Genomic DNA, 18,519 nt, shown 5'->3' with positions numbered 1-18,519 from the left:
CTTAATCGGTATTCGATTTCAGGATTATACCATTGGACTGGCTGCGTCGCTACACGCTTTCGAGGTATAAAGGATCCTTCCGTTCGAGGTCCTTGATATTGTCAGACAATAATCGAGCCACACGGTGCGCCGATCCTTTCGCCCAGCGTGGCCGTACCTCCTGTAATCCGGACCCAAGCTCGCGGACCAATGCGACCGGAAGTGTAGTTAGAAATTCACCAAGAAAGGCACCGATGTTTGTTTCGGCCCACTCCAATGATTGTTGTGCATCAGTGAGAATGAAAATGACAAGTACCAGCTGCGGGTCGAAGTCGCAGGCCGCAAGTATGCTCGAGGCTTCTGCCAGGCTGGCGGACCGCTCTCCAGAGAGAATTCGGCGTAGTGCATCCCTGTGAATTTTTGCATCCTGCGCAATTGCCTTCCGTGTCCTGCCACTTCCCGAAGCAGCGGTCATCAACAGAATGGCGAGATCGCGGCGCACCTTTTGCTCCGCGAAGGCTTCTCTACATGCCATACTAAAGCTCCTGGTTGGCTCGCGAGGACTGGGCACTACCGAGACAAGCTACCTGTAGGAAAGCGAAAAGAACATATAAGGAACGAATAGGATATTGGAGCATCGTCGCACTACGTGATTCGCGCAGATTCCGGTCTCTCGATCTCAGAATGAGGTATGGGTGGCGCAATATTCGGTCATCTTGGTCGTAAAACCTGCACCGGTCGCGCAAATCCCGGTCAAAGCATCCAAAACCGACGATTTCTCTTGGACGAAACGGTGCGTACGGCAGTTTCCGTTTTCCTACACCCTGCCTTCCAATCGAGGAAAGAACATACAGCGAACACATCGCTGCCAATGTTCGAAACGGAGTTCCTCGATGACCAAGACACTCGTCCTTCCCCGCCGACCCGCCAAAGGCATACGTGCCCGCGACTATATTCTTCCTGCCGCGATCGCGCTGGCTTGCGCCGGTGCCGCCTATGCCGGTGCCGATACGACCTTCGACCCGGCGCTGCAGAAGTTCACCGATTTTCTCGAAGGCTCGGGCGGCAAGATAATCACCGTCCTCAGCCTTGCCGGCGGACTTATCGCTCTTGCCTCGGGCCGCTTCGCCCTCGGGCAGGTCGCGGTCCCGGTGGGTGTTGGGATCGGCGTCGGCACCGGCGTGCCGATCGTCACCTCGGTCGTCACCGCGGTCATCTGATCCGCGGCTAGCGACGGGAGGGCGGCATGGCCGACAGATACCTCGTTCCACGGCGGCTCGACGATCCGGAGCTCATCGGCTTCTGGACCATCGACGAGTTTGCGGGACTTCTCATCCCCTTCGCCTGGGGCATCCTTGCACAGCACATCATCATCGGCACAGCTCTGTCCGGGCTCACCTGGTTCGCCCTTCGAAAGGCCAAAGCTTCAGGTGCCGGGTCGAAACTGGTGCATGCTGCGTACTGGTACCTGCCTGGGAGTTTCCTCGGGTTGAAAGCCACGCCGCCCTCCCATTGCCGCCTGCTTGCAGGCTGAGGGAGGATCCCATGAGACACGAATTCGCCTACGAGGAAGCGCAGCGGCACTTGCGCCAGCGCAACCGCTTCGCCGCGCTCGCGGCAGTGCTTGGGCTTACCAGCCTGCTCGCTGTCGGCGCTGCGGCAACGCGCGAAGAGTCTGTGATCCTCGTCCCCGTCACTAGCGAGCGCGTGGCACTCAACAGCGGCACAACCGATGCGCACTACCTCGAGCTCGTCACCCGCGACACAGCGCTGATGCTGCTCAACCGTGCGCCCGAAAGCCTCGACTACTGGATGGAGCAGGTCCTCAAAGTGGCCGATCCGTCCGCTCACGGACGCCTTAAGGCCGAGCTCGTCGAGATCGTCGACGAACAACGCGGTTCGGACATCAGCCAGGCCTTCGTGATTTCGCGGATGGAGGTCGATCCACAGGCGCTCACCGCGATCGTCACCGGGACGCTCAAGACCTTCGTCGGAGCGCAGGTGATCGCGAGCCAGCAGCGCAGCTTCGAATTCAGCTGGAACCGCCGCGGCCTCAGCCTCGGCCTTACCGGCTTCCGTCAGCTTCCCAACGAGAACGAGGAGGAAGACCAATGAGTCTCCTTGCCCGCCCCTTCCCTGCCGCGCTGGCCGCCGTGGCGCTTGCCGCCGCAAGCTGCGCCTTTGCCACTGCCGCGCATGCCGACCAGTTCGTCGAGGCCGCCGACGGTGCAGCGATCGACTGCGTGCTAGCACGCGGCGCGCTGACCCGCATCGCGCTCGTCAACGACGGCTTCGCCAATGTCTCCAAGATGGCGAGCGGCTATCCCTACAACGATTTCGAGGTGACCCACGAGCCGGTCCGCGGCGACATCTATGTCTCGGTGCCGCTGCAATATGCGAGCGCCAAGGTCAGCTTCTTCGCCACCAGCAGCGCGGGCCATGTCTACAAGTTCGCCTGCAAGGTCGAAGGCGAGGAAGCGAGTCAGCTCTTTGTTACCAACCCCGCGCTTGCGAGGCCCGACGCCGCCGAATGGGAAGGCCAAGCCCCGACCCGCGACGAGGCTGCGATCCGCCTGATCGAGGCGATGGCAAGCGATGCGGTGCTGCCCGGTTTCCGGGCGCGCGCAGAGCTCTCGCGTCCGCGCCGGACCGACAGCCTCGAGGTCCAGCAGGTCGCCGAATACGAGGGCGCCGAGCTCACCGGCCAAGTCTTCACGCTGCGCAATCTTGGCCCTGCACCTATCGACCTCTCCCATGAACGCGACGCGCCCGCAGGCGCGCTCGCAGGCGCGCTCGCCTTTGCCTTTGGCCGCGACACGCTCGCTCCCGGCGAGACCACCCAGGCCTTCCTCGTCTTCGCCAAGGGAGGGCTCGAATAATGGCCGACACCGAAACCCGCACTACTGCCGCAGAGCAGCCGCGCGACGAATGCCGCTCCGAAGCCCGACGCGACCTGAACAAGACCGTCGCGCAGCGCCAGAAGCTGCTCCTCGCAGGCATCGGCGGCGTCGCGCTCATTGCCGGTTCGATGTTCATCTTCGGCGGAGACGACGCGGAGGATGGAGAAGGCGCGGGTTCGACCACGATCGAGACCGGCGCGCTGGTCAACCGCAACCTGTCGCAGCGCGAGTTCGTCGCCACCTACGGCAACCGGCTCGATGCGCAGGGCCGCGCGATCAAGGACCTCCAGGCGAGCCAGCTCCCCAAGGCCTCGATCGAGCAGGAACTCGAGACGCTGCGCGGCGAGAACGCGCGGATGCTGAGCGACGGCCAGGCGGCGATCGACGCGATCTCGGCCGAGAACGCGGCGCTGCGCTCCGAACTCGAGACCCAGCGCGCCAATCCCCCGATCGCGCCGGTCGCCCCGCTCGATCCCCGCGCACCGGGCGCCGCACCCGCCGCCCTCGATCCAAGCGCTGGCCCCATGGCCGAGCCAAAGGCGAGCCTGCTGAGCTTCACCGGCGAAAAGTCCGGCGCGGCAAGCAAGAAGGTCGACGCCAATGCGCCGCAGCTGCTGCTCGAGGCGAGCCGCGACTACCTGCCGCCCAACAGCTACGCGCCGGCAACCGTGATCGTCGGGGTCGATGCCTCGACCGGGGTTACCAGCCAGAGCGATCCGCTGCCCGTGGTGCTGCGCATCACCGGCCCCGCGCGCTCGGTGCTGAAGGGCAATCGCCTGCTTACGACCGATCTCACCGGCTGCCTCGTCAACGGCGCGGCACGCGGCGACCTCTCGGCCGAGAAGGTCTATGTCAAGCTGGTGCGGATGACCTGCGCGCAGCCCGGCGGGCGCTACGCGGTGAGCGAGGTCAAGGGGTTCATCGCCTTTGCCGGAAAGTCGGGCGTGCGCGGCCGCGTCGTCAGCCGTGAAGGCAGCCTCGTCAGCCAGGCGCTGCTCGCCGGGATCGTCGGCGGCTTCGGCCGCGGGTTCTCGGCCAACGCCAACGGTATCTTTGCCGGGCAGATCGGCAGTGACGGCAAGCGCGAGGCGCTTTCGCCGACCGACATCCTAGCGGGCGGCTTCGGCCAGGGCGCGGGCGAAGCCGCCGACACGGTCAGCAAATATCTCATCGAACGCGCAGAACAGTACCAACCCGTCGTCGAGATGCCGACCGGCATTTCGGTCGAGATCGTCTTCCTCGACGGCGTCCATGTCAGGAGCACAGACCAATGAATTTTTCCCACCACCGCCCGGGCCTGAAAGCCCGCGCCGCGCACATTTCGCTTGCTGCCGCCAGCGCAGCTGCACTCCTCACCAGCGGCGTCGCCGTGCTGACCGCCATGCCGGCGCAGGCCGCCATCGCCCGCGATGTCGTCCAGGCGCTCAAGCTCAGGCTCCCGAAAACTCCGATCGACGCGCTCGATTGCACAAGCTTCGCGCCGTGGTGCGAAGTCATCTCTGGCGAGACGCTGTTCTACACCGACGAAGCGGCGCGCTATCTCTTCGTCGGACGGCTCTATGATCTCGAAGAACGGCGCGACGTCACCGCGACGCGGCTGCTCGAGCTCAATCCCGACTTGCTCGCCGCCGGAGCCGCGCGCGCTTCGGGCCGCACCGAAGCCTCGGGCAGCGAGCCCGCGCCCGCACCGGGCAAGGCAAAGGTCGACCTCTCGCAGCTCCCTCGTGAGGGGGCGATCCGCTGGGGCAATCCCAAGGGTCCGCGGCTCGTGGTCTTCTCCGATTTCCAGTGCGGATATTGCAGGAAGCTCACCGGCGCACTCGAGCAGGCGGGCGTATTGGTCGAGGAGCGGCCGATCTCGATCTTCGGCGCGGCGAGCCGGCGCCTCTCGGAAAGCGTCCTGTGCGCCAGCGATCCGGTCGCGGCGCTGCACGCTGCCTATACCGGCAAGCACGTGCCGCGCCCCGCCCGCTGCAAGGCCATCCGTGCGCTCGACGCCAACGAGGCCTTTGCCGAGGCCAACGGCTTTGCCGGGACCCCGGTGATCGTGCGCGCAAGCGATGGCGCGGTGCTGCATGGCTACCGCGACGCCCAAATGCTCCACCGCTTCGCCAACCAGCGCCCCGGAGCAGGCCAATGAGCGCGCGTCACTTGAGGGCAATCGCGGCCGTAGGCCTTGCCGCGAGCATCGCCGGTTGCGCGACGCTCGGCGGCAATGTCAAAGGTGACTTCGAGTGCCGCGCGCCCGAAGGCAGCTGCGCGCCCACCACGCTCATCGACAGCGCGGCGATCGGCGAAGCTGGCACCGGCATGGCATCGCGTGCTGCAACCAGTCAGTCTCCCTCGTCTGCTGCTCCGCGCCATGCAGACGCCCGCTCGCTGCGGATCGTCATCGCGCCCTATCGCGACGCGGCGGGCCGGGACCACGAGGCGCGCGTCGTCCATATCGCGCTGCCCGATCATCCCGCCGAAAGCTGGCATGCCCCGCGCTCGACCGGCGAGGTGCTCCGCGCGCTCGGACGCGCGGGCGATAATGCGCGAACGCCGCCTCCACCGACAGGCCAGGATAGTGCGCCTGTCATCGATTCCGCCCCCCTGCAGGTGCCCGAGGTCCTGGTTATCCCCTCCCAGGCCCCGGAAGCGCAGCCCGGCGTTTCGGCGCCGGTCACCGGGGCACCTGGCCGTCCCCCCTCCCCCGGCCGGGTGCCCCACCCTGTTTCCCCTGGTGATCCCGAAGGAGAGAGCCGATGAACCTTTCGCTCGCTTCCGCGCGCGATGCGCTGCTCTCGGGCCTGTTCGGCGATGCACGGCAGGCCGACCATGCCCGGCCTTGCTTCGCGCTCGACATGCTCTCGGACTGGCTCCCCTACCGCGTCTACGACGAAGGGCCGGGCCTCTACCGCAACGCGCATTCGAAGGGCTTCGTCCTCGAAGTGACTCCGCTGATCGGGGCGGACGAGCGCACCGGCGAAATCCTCGGACAGTTCTTCTCCGAGAGCCTGCCGCAGGGAGCCTGTCTCCAGGTCCTGAACTTCGCTTCTCCGAGAATCGGAGCCATCGTCGGACCCTGGTTCGGCCCGCGCTACGAGCAGGGCGGGATCTACGAAGCCATCGCCAAGGCGCGGACCAATCGCCTCTACGATCTCGTCTGGCATTCGGGCTCGGCGCATGCGCCGTTCCATGCGCGCCATGTCCGCCTCGTTTTGTCGCTTGGCGTCCCCGTCCCCGGCAACGTCACCGACGCCGAACTCACCGAATGCCGCGACGGGATGGCAGGGATGCTGGGCTCGCTGGGTCTTGCCTCGAACCGGCTCGAACCGGCCGGCCTCCTCGCGCTGATCGACGAACTGACTTCGCCGACAACCGCGCGCGAGCCCGATCTTACGCACTGGAACCGCGAGGACACGCTCGACGTCCAGGCGATCCGCCGCGACATCGAACTCGAAGTCGAGGACGACCGGCTGATCTTGCGCACCGAGCGGTTCCGGGAGACCGGACGTAGCCGCGATGGCGTTCCCCAAATGGGCACCTGCTATCCTGACCGCTTCGATGTCCGCCACTATGGCGTACGCTCGACGCCCGAACGCTGGGCGCCGTGGGAATGCGCGCGCCTCATCGGCGACATGTTTACCGACAAGCTGCGCTTTCCCTGTCCCGCCGCGACAATGTTGTGCCTGCACTATCCCGACCAGGAGGCCGCCTCGGCGCGCGCCGGCTACAAGTTCATGCGCACCACCAGCCTTTCGGAAACGAAGAGCGCGCGCTTCCTCCCCAGGCTTGGCGAGCAATCGGCGGAGTGGAAGCACGTCCAGGCCGAGCTCCAGGCCGGCAAAAAGCTGGTCAAGCTGTTCTATGGCCTTACCACCATCTCGCCACTGGGCAATGGCGACGCGCACGAACGCACGGTCAAGGCGATCTACAAGGCAGCCGGATGGGATCTTGCCGATGAGCGTTTCCTTCAATTGCAGGGTCTCGTCGCCGCATTCCCCTTGAGCCTCGCCGACGGGCTCGTCCACGACATGGCGCGCCTCAAGCGCTTCCGCACCATGCTTTCGACGACGGCAGCGAACATCGCTCCGCTCCAGGGCGAGTATCTCGGCGGCGTGATCCCGCATCTCCTGCTCCTGGGACGACGCGGCCAGCCCTTCTTCTGGTCGCCGTTCGAGAACAAGGCCGGCAACCACAACATCGCGATCTGCGGCAAGTCGGGCTCGGGAAAGTCGGTGCTGCTGCAGGAGCTTTGCGCGGCGCTGCGCGGAGCGGGTGCCAAGGTTGTGGTGATCGACGACGGGCGCAGCTTCGAGCATTCGGTCAAACTGCAGGGCGGGCGCTTCGTCGAGTTCACGCTTGCCTCGGGTTTCTCGCTCAACCCCTTCTCGATGGTCGATGATGCAAGGGCGCACGAGGACGAGGACTACCGGCTCGACTGCTTCGCGATGATCAAGGCGATCGTCGGCCAGATGGCGCGGCCAAGCGCCGCCCCCTCGGACACCGAGCGCGGGCTCATCGACCGCGCGGTAACGCAAGTCTGGGAAGCGCTCGGCAGCGGCGGCGCGATCGACGACGTCGCGCATGCGCTCCATCAGAGCGACAACGAGGCGGGCAAGGATTTGGCGACCGCGATCGCGCCCTTCTGCCGCGGCGGCAGCTATGCCGGGTTCTTCTCGGGCAAGGCGAGCTTCGCGCTCGAAGACGATTTCACTGTCTTCGAGATGAGCGACCTTGCAAGTCGCGAGGAACTGCGAAGCGTCGTCCTTTCGGCGATCATGTTCATGACCGGCCAGGCGATGACGCGCTCGTCGCGTTCCACCAAGAAACTGCTGCTGATCGACGAGGCCTGGGCCATGCTCAAGGGTGGTTCGATGGGCGAGTTCGTCGAGACCTACGCCCGCACTGCGCGCAAATACGGCGGCGCGCTCGCCACCGCCACCCAGTCGCTCAATGACTATTACAAGTCCGATGGCGCGCGCGCCGCGCTCGAGAACAGCGACTGGATGCTGGTGCTCCAGCAGAAGCCCGAGACCATTGCCGATTTCCGCAAGGAAGCCCGGCTCGACATGGACGACCGCACCGAAACGCTGATCCGCAGCCTCAAGCGCTCGGGCACCGAATACAGCGAAATCTACCTGAAGGGGCCCGAAGTCGAAGCGGTCGGACGCCTGGTGCTCGATCCGTTGTCGGCGACGATCTTCTCCTCCGATCCCGACACCTATGCCGCGATCCGCCGCCATGTCGAATCCGGTATGCCGCTCGAACGCGCGGTCGCGCTGGTCGCGGGCGTGGAAGGAGGCGCATGATGGTGCTCGAGACCACCACGCTCGTCGACCGCGTGCCGCTTCCGTCAGTCAGACGAGCCCGCGACAAGCATCGGCAGACCGACTGGCTGGCACTGTTCCAGGGCACCAGCCTGGTGCTGATCGAAGCGGCAGGCTTCGCGGCAAGCACTCTGCTGTTGGTCCTCGGCCTGCCGCTGTTCGTGTTCCTGGCTGTAGCAGGCTGGGACCTCACGGCGCTGTTCGCGCAGCTCGGCAATCTCGCCGATCACTACCGCACCGCCGAACCGATCGCGCGCCGATTCTTCGCGCAGGACCTCCAGATCGCCTTCCTCATCGCTGCCGGCGGGCTCGCCTTGCTGCGCCTGCCGGCCTTCCTGCGCCGCCTCGATCGCCACCTTTCCGAAGGATCTCCCCGCCATGGATAGACTGAACCTCCCGCTGCGCCAGCTGGGCCCGAAACTCCTCGCCGTCGCGGTGATCGTTGCCGCGCTCCTTTGGGGCGCATGGCTTACCCAGCAGGTCACCAGCTCCCCCAAGCAGCGGATCGTCACGGTCCGGCTCGCCGAAACCATCGGCACATTCGTCGAGGAAGCCGCGCGCGCCAATGGCGATCCTGCGGTCGTCCAGGCGGCGAGTCTGTCCTATCTGAAGGCCGCAGAAAGCGCGGTTGCCGAGATGGGCCGCGACGGCCGCGTTGTGCTCGTCGCCGAGGCCGTGCTCGCAGGCGCTGCCGAAGACGCAACCCCCGAACTCGAGCGGCGCATCGCGGACAAGCTCGCCGCGGAGAAGCAGCCATGAGCGTGCCCCTCTCGCTGCGCCGTCCGCTGCTGCTCTCGGGTCTTGTCCTGCTGCCGCTCGCCTGGGCGCCGCTCGATGCCTTCAGCAAGGACCACGCTTTCCTCATCAATGCGAGCCCGAGCCTCCCCAACTGGGCGTTCTGGCTCGACAAGCACGCGCCGATCGTTCGCGGCAGCCTGATCTTCTTCGAGCCGCCGCAAAGCGAGCTGGTCGAAAGACATTTCGGAGAAGGGCCGCAGATGTTCGGCAAACGCGTGCTCGGCATGCCGGGCGATATCGTGCGCCACGAGGGCGATGCGGTCTTCATCAATGGCAGGAAGGTTGCAACCCTGCTCAAGGTCACCCGGCTCGGCGTTCCGCTCACGCGGGGCCCCGAAGGCGTCATCCCTGAAGGCTGCTACTACACCGGCACCAGCCATCCACGCGGGCTCGACAGCCGCTATGGCGAGATCGGGTTCGTGTGTCGCGGGCAGATCCTCGGCAGCGGGAGGGCGATCCTGTGATGCGCTCCTTCCTTCCGCTTGGCGCGCTTCTCCTCGCCGCGTTCCCGAGCGGTGTGCAGGCGCGCGACTACGGCCAGCGCGGCGCGGTGTTTCCGGTGATCGAGCGCGACCTGCTCGAGCAGATCCATTCGCGCCTCGCGCAGATGGAAAAGTCGGGCGAGACTGCGCGGCTCAACCAGGAATTGAAGCGCCGCACGATCGTGCGGGTCAATCGGCCCGATCCGGTTGCTGGTCTCATTCGCGCGCACGAAAGCCGCAGCTGGCAATTCGATCCGACGATCACGCTTGCCGCCGATATCCGCGGGGCCAAGGGCGAGCTGATCCATGCGGCCGGAACGCGGGTCAATCCGCTCGACAGCGTCAAGCTGCGTTCCGACCTCCTGTTCTTCGACGGCGATGATCCGGCGCAGATCCGTTGGGCGCTCAGGCAGGACGCCAATGCCAAGCTGATCCTCGTGAAAGGCGCGCCGCTCGAGCTGATGAACGCACGCCAGCGCCGCTTCTATTTCGACCAGGGCGGCAAGCTTACCGAGAAATTCGGCATCAAGGCCGTCCCCGCGCGGGTGCGCCAGAACGGGCGTCAGCTCGAGATAAGCGAGATCGCGCTTCCGCCCCGAAAGGCCCAGCCATGAGCAGCATCCGCGCTTTCCTGATCCTCGTTACAGCGGCATTGTCGCTCGCTCTTGCCTCACCCGCCTCAGCCGATGCCGGGCCGGGCAAATGCACCGGGCAGTTCGTCAATCCGATCACCGACATCTGCTGGTCGTGCCTGTTCCCGATCTCGGTCGGCGGGCTCGACATCTGGCCGAGCAATCGTCCCGATCCCGACAACCCCGATTTCCCGCTGTGCCTGTGCGGTCTTCGGCCCGGCATCGCCATGGGCTTCTGGGAGCCCGTGCGGCTCGCCGATGTCAGCATGAAGCCATGGTGCTTTGTCAACCTCGGCGGAATGAAGCTCGATCCCGGCTTCGATATCGGGTTCCGCTCGATCTCGGGTCCCTCGGCGGTGGGCGGCGCCAGCCAGTACTACTCGAGCTGGCACGTCCACTGGTACGCCTATCCGCTGATCTACTGGATGGAAATCGTCGCCGATTTCCTGTGCCTCGAGCCGGGATCGATCGACATCCTCTATATCTCCGAGATCGATCCGCTGTGGCAGGACAGCGAACTCACCGCGATCATCAACCCCGAAGCGGTGCTCTTCGCCAACCCGCTGGCATTGGCCGCCTGCGCGGCGGATTGCGCTGCATCGACCGCTAACCTGCCGCTCGACGAGATGTTCTGGTGCGCGGGCTGCCAGGGCTCGATGTACCCGATGAACGGCAATGTCTCGGCCAGCATAGGCCACGTCCAGGCCTCGCGGCTCGTGCTCTCGCGCTTCGCCTACAAGCTCCACCGCGAACTGGTCTCGTGGGGCACGATGGGCTCCAAGGGCCTGTGCGGCAAATACCTCATGCCGGTGATGAGGAAGCAGCAATACCGCTTCCAGGCCACCAACCCCAATCCAGCGACCAAGGGCCGCTACGCCTGCCCGCCCGTCGGTGCCTCGACCACCTTCCAGTCCCCCGGACAGGTCATCCCCGCCATCGGCGAAGACATGGGATACCTCGTCTGGCGCAAGAGGAATTGCTGCGCGCTATGAGAAACGCCTTCCCCCTCCTCGTCCTCATCAGCCTGGCAACTGCCGCTGCCTTCGCCGCCGCATCGGCGCAGGATGCTCCGCCCGAGCTTGACCTTGCCCAGGTCCGGGCGCGCGCGAGCGAGCATGCCCAGGATGCCGAAGCGCTCGCGACTTCGGTCAGGACCAGGGCCGACACGCTGGCCGAGGACGTACGCACCACGCAGCAGGCGGCACTCGAGAACCGCGCCGCCTATGCGAAGGAAGCGCAGGCGACTGCCGGCGCCAATCCGCTCGATCTCGACGGCATGATCCGTAAGCAAGCCGACGCCGAGGTCGCGGCGATGGGCGAGGCGCCGCGCTTCATCGCCTTCGCTTCGCTGTCGATGCCCGAACCTTCCTTGAAGGCGCTGGTCCGCGACGTCACCCGCGCCGGCGGGGTCACCGTGCTGCGCGGTTTTCCGCAGGGCGACAGCGCCGCCTTCAAGAAGCGGCTCGCCGCGATTTGGCGCGATGGCAGCGAGGCCGGCGCGCTCGGCATCGATCCGCGGCTGTTCCGCGCCTTCGATATCGCCGCCGCGCCGAGCTTCGTGATGGTCGCAAGCGACTTCAGCCCCTGCGACGGGTTCGACTGCAGCGACATCCTGCCGCCGCACGACCGGCTCGCGGGAAATGTCAGCGTCGAGGACGCGCTCGAAACCTTCGCCGATGGCGGCGGCCCGGGCGCGCAGCTTGCCCGCCTCCACCTTGCCCGTCTGAGGGAGCAGCGCCCATGAAACATCCGATCCAGCTCGCCGTGACCGTTTTCACGGCGCTCCTCCTCAGCGCGAGTGCGGCAGCCCAGCAGCAGGATGCGAAGGCCGACGGCAAGGCCTTTGCCGAGAGCCTGCGCGGCGAAGCCCAGCAGGCGGCGCAGCAACAGCCCAACGCTTCGACCATCCCCAATTACGATCGCAATGCGGTCCGAGGTCTCGAGACGCTCGCCCAGGACCCCGACCGGATCGAGAGCAATGCGGCGGCAGCGGCGAGCGGCCACCAGGGGTACCGCGCGATGCGGGACAGCGTGGCCAACCGCGCGCGGTTTGATCCGGGCGAGATCGAGGACGTCATAGCGCGCAGCCTTGCGATCAACGAGACCCCGCTCGACTACACCAGCGGCATGGCGATCTCGGGGGGCCAGGGAAGCTGCGTCCCGCTGCCTCCCGGTTCGGGCTCGGCCGGAACCTACACCGCGACCTGCAACACCGGAACGCGGATCGACCAGTCGGCGGGCCAGTGCACGGTGCCGCTGGTTACGACCGTCAGTCAGCTTCCGCAGTATCACTACCTCTGCAATCGGTTTGGCGATTTCAACGGTTCGGGCGAGCCCGAATGCATCGGCTTCGACGGCTATTCCTGCCGTGTCACGGGGTTCAGGGACACCTGCCTGCAATGGAGTTCTTCGGGCGGTCGACCGTGGTGTTCCGAGCCGGGCGACCCGATCACCGAATTGACCTGCGACGAGCAAGTGCCGGGGCAAACACCCTACATGGTCACCAACGCAACCAGGGTCACAGCAACGCCCGACGAAAGCCAGTGCTCAGGCTATGCCGACAATGGCGATTGCACGCTCGATACCGAGATCTGCACCGACGCCGATCCGCAGACCCGTATCGTGAACGGCGTCCCGGTCACCCGGCCATGCTGGGAATGGCAGCGCAGCTATACCTGCACCGCGCGCGAAGCGGCGACCGACTGCTCGGACATCGAAAGCCAGGGCACCTGCCGTTTCGTGCGCGAGGAATGCCTTACCGACGAAGACCCGTGCGAGACCTGGGAGCGCATCTACGAATGCCCGCTGCCCGAGACCGATAGCACCACGCAATATGTTTGCGATGGCGATGTCTATTGCATCGATGGCAGCTGCGAGACGATCGAACGCACCGCGAACGACGAGTTCAAGGATGCCGCGGTCGCCTTGCATGCGATGGACGAAGCGCGCGGCCAATTCGATCCCAATACGCTCACACTGTTTCGCGGCACGCGCAATACCTGCTCGTCCAAGGTCTTCGGCGTGCTCAATTGCTGCAAGGGCAAGGGCTTCCCGCTCATTCCAGGCATCAGCCTGCTGGTCGCGCTCGGCTGCGACCGCGAGGAAGTGCTGCTCCACCAGCGCGATGCGCAGGGGCTGTGCGCCTATGTCGGGACCTACTGCTCGGACAAGTTCCTCGGCGTCTGCCTGACCAAGAAGAAGGTCTACTGCTGCTTCGAGAGCAAGCTCTCGCGCATCCTGCAGGAACAGGGCCGCAAGCAGCTTCCCAAGCCCTGGGACAAACCCAAGGAAGAGCGGTGCGAGGGCTTCACTCTCGAAGAGTTCGCCCGGCTTGATTTGAGCCGGATGGATTTCAGCGAGGTCTATGCCGAGTTCACCGATGCCGCGCGGCTGCCCGACGAGCTCGAGACCTCCATCCTCATCCAGCAGAAGATCGACGACTATTACGCAAGGGGCGGCCAATGACCCATCTCTACCACCTCACGGCGCTTGCGCTCGGACTCGCCGCTCTCCCCACAACCTTGGCGCAGGCCCAAGAGCGACAGGAAGCTCGATCGGCCACCACGGCCGACGCACTCTACTGCGAAGAGCGCAGGCTCGGCTACTGGTTCTACTGCGTCAAACCTGTGCCCGCGGAGGAACCGCAAGCCCCTGAAATCGAGCCGGTCGCGGCGACTCAGGAAATCGACGCGATCACCTCCGAGCTGCGCGAATTGAAGGCGCGCGCGATTCTCTATCCCACCGAAGCCAATGTCGCGGCCTATATCCGCTTCCAGCGCGCGCAGCTCGACCGGGCCTCGCTCTTCTCCGATGTCTGGCAACGCGCGATCTGGCAGGACCCCGAACTCGACTACACGCTCGAGCGACCTGTCGGCGCGCTCGCCAAGAAGCAATGGCAGGATGCCCGCAGCGCCGAGCGCGACAGTGTCATGGCACGGCTGTCGCAGCGCTACGGCCTGTTCTATTTCTACAGCTCGACCTGCGCACCCTGCGAAGTGATGAGCCCGATTGTCAAGGGCGTCGCCGAGCGCTGGCGCATCACCGTGCGCGCGATCTCGACCGACGGCGGACCCTCGCGCCATTTCCCGGACTACAAGGTCGAGACCAATCAGCGCGCCAGGCTCGGTCTTGAAGGCAAGGCCACCCCGGCGCTGGTGCTGTGGGACAGCGTGACCAAGCGCCCGATCCCGATCGGTTACGGCGTACTCTCGGCCGACGAACTCCAGGACCGCATCTACCTCCTCACCTCGAAGGAAGCCGGACATGATTACTAGCATTCGCAATGCGGCGCTGACGCTCGCCGCAGCCAGCATGGTCGCGTCACCGGTTGCTGCCAATGTCGGCGACAGCATGGACCGCTTCATGGACGACATGGGCGCGGCGGCGAACGTAACAGGCCCGACCGCCTTCGAGGGCCAGTCGGCGGGGTATTACAGCCTCGGCAATGTCTGGACGCGCTTCCCGCAGAAGACCACCAACGTGGCTAATCTCCAGCTGCCGCGGGCCCGCGCTGGCTGCGGCGGGATCGACATCTTCGCCGGGTCCTTTTCCTTCATCAACGCAAGCGAGATGGTCGCGCTCCTCAAGGCAGTCGCCAACAACGCCGTCGGGTTCGCCTTCAGCCTAGCGATCGATACCGTCTGCCCCGAGTGCAACAAGATCATGCAGGAGTTTTCGCAGAAGGCTCAACTCATGAACAATCTCTCGATCAACTCCTGCGAGATGGCGCAGGGACTGGTCGGGGGCCTGTGGCCCAAGGGCGATCTCGCGGACAAGGCGATCTGCGAAGCGATCGGCAACTCGGAAGGCATCTTCACCGACTATGCCGCCGCGAAGCACGGCTGCGGCACGCGCGGGCAGCGCGCCTCGACCAACGGAGGCGCCGGGGCCGATTACGCCGACATCAATCCGGGCGTGGCGCGCAACTACACCTGGCACGTTCTCAAGAAGAGCGCCTTCTTCAAACCCGGCGGGACCTTCGACCGCGAGCTTGCCGAATACGCCATGACGCTGATCGGCACGGTGATCTACGTGCCGCCCAAGGACGATGAAGCAGGCAAGTTCGTGCCTTTCGCAGGCGATGCGTCCTCGACGCTGGTGAGCGCGCTGCTCGACGGGACGCAGGGCCAGACGGTGCGCGTGTTTCGCTGCGACGAGACCGATCTCTGCCTCAATCCCACCTTCGAGCAGATGAGCCTTTCCAACGCCAAGGCGATCCGCCCGCGCGTCGCGCTCCTCATTGGCAACATGGTCGACGCGATCCGCACCGACACCGCAATCGGCAATGCCGAGAAGGAGCTGCTCCAGGTCGCCTCGGTCCCCTTGTACAAGATCCTCACCGTCCAGGCCGCCTATGGGCGCGGCATGCCGACCGACGACCGTGACACGCTCGCTGAGATCGCCAGCATCGACTTTCTCTATGCCATCCTCGACCGGATCGTCTCGGAAGCGGGGCGATCGATGGCAAGTTTCATCGCCGCCGATGAAGCCAAGCTTGCGATCTGGCGCGGCCAGGTCGCCGAGGTGCGCTCCGGTCTTGTCCAGCGGCAGGCCACCGGGCAGGCCAAGGTCTCGGCGATCATGCAGATCATAGAGAAGACCGCGATGATCGAGAACGCGCTCGCCGCCTCGATGTCCCCTTCTATGTCCGCCGCGCTCGACTGGTCGCGCGGGCTCCAGTCGCGCTCGATCGTCCCCTGAGGCGCGCACATGGTCGAAATCTTCACCACCGGCGGCGGCGAATACATCGTCAATGTCCTCAACGCCGTTGCCGCATGGACCGGTGCGGGCGGCTACAAGAGCCTGATCCAGGTCGCGCTGGTGATGGGGTTCGCGCTCGCGGTGATCGTGGTCGCGTTCAACCAGGACTGGCGCGCCTGGCTCAACTGGTTCCTCGGTGCGACGCTCATCTACATGTGCCTGATGGTGCCGCGGATGGACGTGCAGATTACCGACCGCGTCAATCCGAGCCTCGCTCCGGCGACCGTCGCGAACGTTCCGCTCGGGCTCGCACTGATGGCGAGCTTCACCAGCCAGGCGGGCGACTATCTGACGCGATCGGCCGAGACCGTCTTCGGCCTTCCCGACGATCTCAACTATTCGAAGAACGGCATGATCTACGGCGCGCGGCTGCTCGAGGCGACACGCTCCTTGCGCATTGCCGATCCCGAGTTTGCCGCCAATTTCGACGAGCATGTGCGGCAATGCGTGTTCTACGACCTGCTCCTCGGTCGCTATTCGATGAAGGAATTGTCCGAGAGCAACGACATCTGGGCGACCATTGCGCCCGGGAGCGCGGCGCGTGCGCAGAAGTTCCTCACCCGTGAAGCCGATGACAGTGTCACGGCATCGATCGTCACCTGCCGCGAAGCCTACACCGCGCTTTCGAACCAGTGGGCGGGCATGATTGACGCAATGACGCTAGTTGCCGGACGCCAGCTCTATCCCAAGCAGACCGAAGCGCTCGCCAAGGCCAAGCTCATCGCCGACCTGCCCATAGCCTACCAGTATCTCACCGGAGTTTCGAAGGACGCGAGCAGCATCTTTCGCCAGGTGCTGACCATCAACGCGATGAACCAGGCGATGCACGGGTTTGCCGGAGCGAGCGGCGCCTCTAGCGTCGATGTGTTCGCGCAGACCCGCGCCGATATCCAGACCGAGCGAACCTATTCCTCGATCGCGCACAATGCGATGAAGTGGGTGCCGATCCTCAACGTCGTGCTGACGGTGGTTTTCTACGCCCTTTTCCCGGTGCTCTTCCCGCTGTTCATGATGCCGCGGACCGGGCCGATCGCGCTAAGAGGTTATGTCACGGGGTTCTTCTATCTCGCCGCCTGGGGGCCGCTCTTCGTCATCCTCCACATGATCCTGATGCTGAAAGGCGCTGGTGATGTTGCGGCAGCTGGCGGTGCGAGCGGCCTCACGCTTGCGACCTTCTCAGGGATGACCGACGTCAACAACGATATCGGTATCCTTGCCGGCTACCTTGTCGCCTCGATCCCCTTCCTTGCAGGCGGGGTCGCTCGCGGAGCCATGGCGATCTCGGGCCAGGCCACGAGCTACCTTAATCCGAGCCAGAACGCGGCCGAGGAAGCGGCGCGCGAGGCGAGCACGGGCAATCTCTCGTTCGGCAACACCAGTTTGGAGAACTCGAATGTGTTCTCGCGCCAGTTTGCACAGGCGAGCCTTGCGCCAAACATAGCCTATGGCGCAGCACAATCGCGCGGCTTTGCCGACAACGGCACGCAGACCACGTACTTCCCGCAGGCCGAGTTCGCGACCGTGCCGACCTCGAGCTATCCCTTCACGCCCACGCTCGGCCAGGACTTCTCGAGCAGGCTCGCGAGCATGGCGAGCCAGAGCCGCGGCCAGAGCGAGACCTTCTCCAACCTCGCCCAGCAATCGACCAGCTCGGCGGTCACCCGGTTCAGCGAACTGCGCGATGCCTACACGCGTTCGCGTTCGAACGAGAGTGTCAGCGGCACCTCGACCAGCGACAGCATCGGCAGCGCGTTCAGCGAAGTCGACAACGCCTCGAAGACGCTGCAGCAGCAGTTCGGGCTGTCGCGCCGTGCCGCCGACGACATCACCGTTTCGTGGTTCTTGAACGGGGATGCAGGTCTCGGGGTCAAAGGAGAACGAGACTCGGTCAAGGGCACCCTTGGTTTGAAGGGTGGTCGGAACCAGACCTGGACTGACAGCGATATCGGGATCGCCTCCGAGGACCGCTCGCGCATAATGGGCGCGCTCCGCCAGATCTCGGACAGTCGCAGCTGGTCAAGCACGCGCGAGGGTTTTCTGCGCGAGACAAGCTCGAGTTCCGAAGCGCTGGTTTCGAGCAGCTCGGCCGGCATCACCACGTCCATCACCGAAGCGCAGAGCTATACCCGCGAAGCACGCCGCGCCGAGGAAATCGCCAGCCGCCTCGAGAACCAGGCAAGCTGGTACGAGAGCGCCAATGCCGCAGGCACGCTCAACCTCAGCCAGGCCTATCGCGAATGGGGCATGGCCGAGATCGACGCCAATCGGGACTATTATGGGCCAGTGCGCTTCGACGACATCGACTTCCAGATGAGTGCGCGAGGCCAGCAGCTGCAGGCGCGGTTCGTCGAAAGCTACGCGGACCGGCTCAATGCCGATATCGCGGACGACCTGATTCTGCCGCCCTTTGCGCCCGTCGCTCGACCCCCGGTGAGCAGCGCCGACGGTGTTCGGGGATCAGTACGGCTTGGCGGGGTACCAGGAAGCCTTGGCGATCCTTCAAGCGATCGCGAGGACATCGCCCTCGATGTCGATCGGGTCCAGCAACAAGGGGAAAGGCGGATCGATACCGTGAAAGGATACCTCGACGGCAAGACCCGCGATGCCAAGGGAGCCTCGGCCGAAGCGGCCGATGACGTGAAGGAATGGTAGC

Annotated in this window: 19 protein-coding genes; 18 read left to right on the top strand and 1 reads right to left on the bottom strand. The window is 65.1% G+C overall.

Going from position 1 to position 18,519, the window contains the following annotated elements:
- Window positions 1–49: 49 nt before the first annotated feature.
- Entirely contained in the window at window positions 50–514 is a 465-nt protein-coding gene (locus ASS64_RS15835) for a hypothetical protein (protein ID WP_067696852.1), read from the bottom strand.
- 358 nt (window positions 515–872) lie between these two features.
- Here ASS64_RS15835 and ASS64_RS15830 point away from each other — a divergent pair, with 358 nt between their 5' ends.
- The 18 genes from ASS64_RS15830 to ASS64_RS15745 are packed head-to-tail and all read left to right on the top strand — an operon-like array spanning window position 873 to window position 18,518.
- A complete protein-coding gene (locus ASS64_RS15830; protein ID WP_067696633.1) occupies window positions 873–1,199 on the top strand; it encodes a hypothetical protein in 327 nt (108 codons plus the stop codon).
- Window positions 1,200–1,225: 26 nt separating this feature from the next.
- On the top strand, window positions 1,226–1,513 hold the full coding sequence (traL, locus tag ASS64_RS15825; RefSeq protein ID WP_010237026.1) for a type IV conjugative transfer system protein TraL: 288 nt from the start codon (window positions 1,226–1,228) through the stop codon (window positions 1,511–1,513).
- 11 nt (window positions 1,514–1,524) lie between these two features.
- Window positions 1,525–2,094: a type IV conjugative transfer system protein TraE gene (locus ASS64_RS15820; RefSeq protein WP_067696630.1), complete on the top strand. Its 570-nt coding sequence runs from the start codon at window positions 1,525–1,527 to the stop codon at window positions 2,092–2,094.
- A complete protein-coding gene (locus ASS64_RS15815) occupies window positions 2,091–2,858 on the top strand; it encodes a type-F conjugative transfer system secretin TraK (RefSeq protein WP_067696627.1) in 768 nt (255 codons plus the stop codon). The genes ASS64_RS15820 and ASS64_RS15815 overlap by 4 nt, the downstream gene beginning before the upstream one ends.
- Entirely contained in the window at window positions 2,858–4,153 is a 1,296-nt protein-coding gene (locus ASS64_RS15810; RefSeq protein ID WP_067696624.1) for a TraB/VirB10 family protein, read from the top strand. Before ASS64_RS15815 ends, ASS64_RS15810 begins: the two co-directional genes overlap by 1 nt.
- Entirely contained in the window at window positions 4,150–5,019 is an 870-nt protein-coding gene (locus tag ASS64_RS15805) for a DsbC family protein (protein WP_067696621.1), read from the top strand. The genes ASS64_RS15810 and ASS64_RS15805 overlap by 4 nt, the downstream gene beginning before the upstream one ends.
- Window positions 5,016–5,630 carry a hypothetical protein gene (locus ASS64_RS15800; protein WP_067696619.1) on the top strand — a complete coding sequence of 205 codons (615 nt, stop codon included), beginning with the start codon at window positions 5,016–5,018 and terminating at the stop codon, window positions 5,628–5,630. The genes ASS64_RS15805 and ASS64_RS15800 overlap by 4 nt, the downstream gene beginning before the upstream one ends.
- Window positions 5,627–8,176 (top strand): type IV secretion system protein TraC, encoded by a 2,550-nt coding sequence (gene traC, locus ASS64_RS15795; protein ID WP_067696616.1) that lies wholly within the window; start codon window positions 5,627–5,629, stop codon window positions 8,174–8,176. The genes ASS64_RS15800 and traC overlap by 4 nt, the downstream gene beginning before the upstream one ends.
- Complete coding sequence (locus ASS64_RS15790) at window positions 8,173–8,580, top strand: hypothetical protein (RefSeq protein ID WP_198147743.1); 408 nt, start codon at window positions 8,173–8,175, stop codon at window positions 8,578–8,580. Before traC ends, ASS64_RS15790 begins: the two co-directional genes overlap by 4 nt.
- Entirely contained in the window at window positions 8,573–8,953 is a 381-nt protein-coding gene (locus ASS64_RS15785) for a type-F conjugative transfer system protein TrbI (RefSeq protein ID WP_067696612.1), read from the top strand. Before ASS64_RS15790 ends, ASS64_RS15785 begins: the two co-directional genes overlap by 8 nt.
- Complete coding sequence (locus ASS64_RS15780; RefSeq protein WP_067696611.1) at window positions 8,950–9,456, top strand: S26 family signal peptidase; 507 nt, start codon at window positions 8,950–8,952, stop codon at window positions 9,454–9,456. The genes ASS64_RS15785 and ASS64_RS15780 overlap by 4 nt, the downstream gene beginning before the upstream one ends.
- A complete protein-coding gene (gene traW / locus ASS64_RS15775; protein WP_067696605.1) occupies window positions 9,456–10,088 on the top strand; it encodes a type-F conjugative transfer system protein TraW in 633 nt (210 codons plus the stop codon). The genes ASS64_RS15780 and traW overlap by 1 nt, the downstream gene beginning before the upstream one ends.
- Complete coding sequence (traU, locus tag ASS64_RS15770) at window positions 10,085–11,098, top strand: conjugal transfer pilus assembly protein TraU (RefSeq protein ID WP_067696601.1); 1,014 nt, start codon at window positions 10,085–10,087, stop codon at window positions 11,096–11,098. The genes traW and traU overlap by 4 nt, the downstream gene beginning before the upstream one ends.
- Window positions 11,095–11,850, top strand: coding sequence for a type-F conjugative transfer system pilin assembly protein TrbC (gene trbC, locus ASS64_RS15765; protein ID WP_067696598.1), 756 nt, complete (start codon window positions 11,095–11,097; stop codon window positions 11,848–11,850). Before traU ends, trbC begins: the two co-directional genes overlap by 4 nt.
- Entirely contained in the window at window positions 11,847–13,571 is a 1,725-nt protein-coding gene (locus ASS64_RS15760; RefSeq protein WP_067696595.1) for a conjugal transfer protein TraN, read from the top strand. The genes trbC and ASS64_RS15760 overlap by 4 nt, the downstream gene beginning before the upstream one ends.
- The gene (locus tag ASS64_RS15755) at window positions 13,568–14,380 is read left to right on the top strand and encodes a conjugal transfer protein TraF (RefSeq protein ID WP_067696592.1); all 813 of its coding nucleotides are present in this window, start codon (window positions 13,568–13,570) and stop codon (window positions 14,378–14,380) included. Before ASS64_RS15760 ends, ASS64_RS15755 begins: the two co-directional genes overlap by 4 nt.
- Entirely contained in the window at window positions 14,370–15,806 is a 1,437-nt protein-coding gene (locus ASS64_RS15750; RefSeq protein ID WP_067696589.1) for a conjugal transfer protein TraH, read from the top strand. The genes ASS64_RS15755 and ASS64_RS15750 overlap by 11 nt, the downstream gene beginning before the upstream one ends.
- A 9-nt stretch (window positions 15,807–15,815) precedes the next feature.
- Window positions 15,816–18,518: a conjugal transfer protein TraG N-terminal domain-containing protein gene (locus ASS64_RS15745; RefSeq protein WP_067696586.1), complete on the top strand. Its 2,703-nt coding sequence runs from the start codon at window positions 15,816–15,818 to the stop codon at window positions 18,516–18,518.
- Window position 18,519 lies beyond the last annotated feature (1 nt).

Origin of the sequence: Erythrobacter sp. AP23 (assembly GCF_001542855.1) — a bacterium.
Lineage (GTDB): Bacteria > Pseudomonadota > Alphaproteobacteria > Sphingomonadales > Sphingomonadaceae > Qipengyuania.
This window is presented reverse-complemented; position numbering and strand designations above follow the sequence as displayed.

Coding starts and splice junctions, on each gene's coding strand:
- ASS64_RS15835 (WP_067696852.1), bottom strand. CDS start 514: ATGGCATGTAGAGAAGCCTTCGCGGAGCAAAAGGTGCGCCGCGATCTC.
- ASS64_RS15830 (WP_067696633.1), top strand. CDS start 873: ATGACCAAGACACTCGTCCTTCCCCGCCGACCCGCCAAAGGCATACGT.
- traL (WP_010237026.1), top strand. CDS start 1,226: ATGGCCGACAGATACCTCGTTCCACGGCGGCTCGACGATCCGGAGCTC.
- ASS64_RS15820 (WP_067696630.1), top strand. CDS start 1,525: ATGAGACACGAATTCGCCTACGAGGAAGCGCAGCGGCACTTGCGCCAG.
- ASS64_RS15815 (WP_067696627.1), top strand. CDS start 2,091: ATGAGTCTCCTTGCCCGCCCCTTCCCTGCCGCGCTGGCCGCCGTGGCG.
- ASS64_RS15810 (WP_067696624.1), top strand. CDS start 2,858: ATGGCCGACACCGAAACCCGCACTACTGCCGCAGAGCAGCCGCGCGAC.
- ASS64_RS15805 (WP_067696621.1), top strand. CDS start 4,150: ATGAATTTTTCCCACCACCGCCCGGGCCTGAAAGCCCGCGCCGCGCAC.
- ASS64_RS15800 (WP_067696619.1), top strand. CDS start 5,016: ATGAGCGCGCGTCACTTGAGGGCAATCGCGGCCGTAGGCCTTGCCGCG.
- traC (WP_067696616.1), top strand. CDS start 5,627: ATGAACCTTTCGCTCGCTTCCGCGCGCGATGCGCTGCTCTCGGGCCTG.
- ASS64_RS15790 (WP_198147743.1), top strand. CDS start 8,173: ATGATGGTGCTCGAGACCACCACGCTCGTCGACCGCGTGCCGCTTCCG.
- ASS64_RS15785 (WP_067696612.1), top strand. CDS start 8,573: ATGGATAGACTGAACCTCCCGCTGCGCCAGCTGGGCCCGAAACTCCTC.
- ASS64_RS15780 (WP_067696611.1), top strand. CDS start 8,950: ATGAGCGTGCCCCTCTCGCTGCGCCGTCCGCTGCTGCTCTCGGGTCTT.
- traW (WP_067696605.1), top strand. CDS start 9,456: ATGCGCTCCTTCCTTCCGCTTGGCGCGCTTCTCCTCGCCGCGTTCCCG.
- traU (WP_067696601.1), top strand. CDS start 10,085: ATGAGCAGCATCCGCGCTTTCCTGATCCTCGTTACAGCGGCATTGTCG.
- trbC (WP_067696598.1), top strand. CDS start 11,095: ATGAGAAACGCCTTCCCCCTCCTCGTCCTCATCAGCCTGGCAACTGCC.
- ASS64_RS15760 (WP_067696595.1), top strand. CDS start 11,847: ATGAAACATCCGATCCAGCTCGCCGTGACCGTTTTCACGGCGCTCCTC.
- ASS64_RS15755 (WP_067696592.1), top strand. CDS start 13,568: ATGACCCATCTCTACCACCTCACGGCGCTTGCGCTCGGACTCGCCGCT.
- ASS64_RS15750 (WP_067696589.1), top strand. CDS start 14,370: ATGATTACTAGCATTCGCAATGCGGCGCTGACGCTCGCCGCAGCCAGC.
- ASS64_RS15745 (WP_067696586.1), top strand. CDS start 15,816: ATGGTCGAAATCTTCACCACCGGCGGCGGCGAATACATCGTCAATGTC.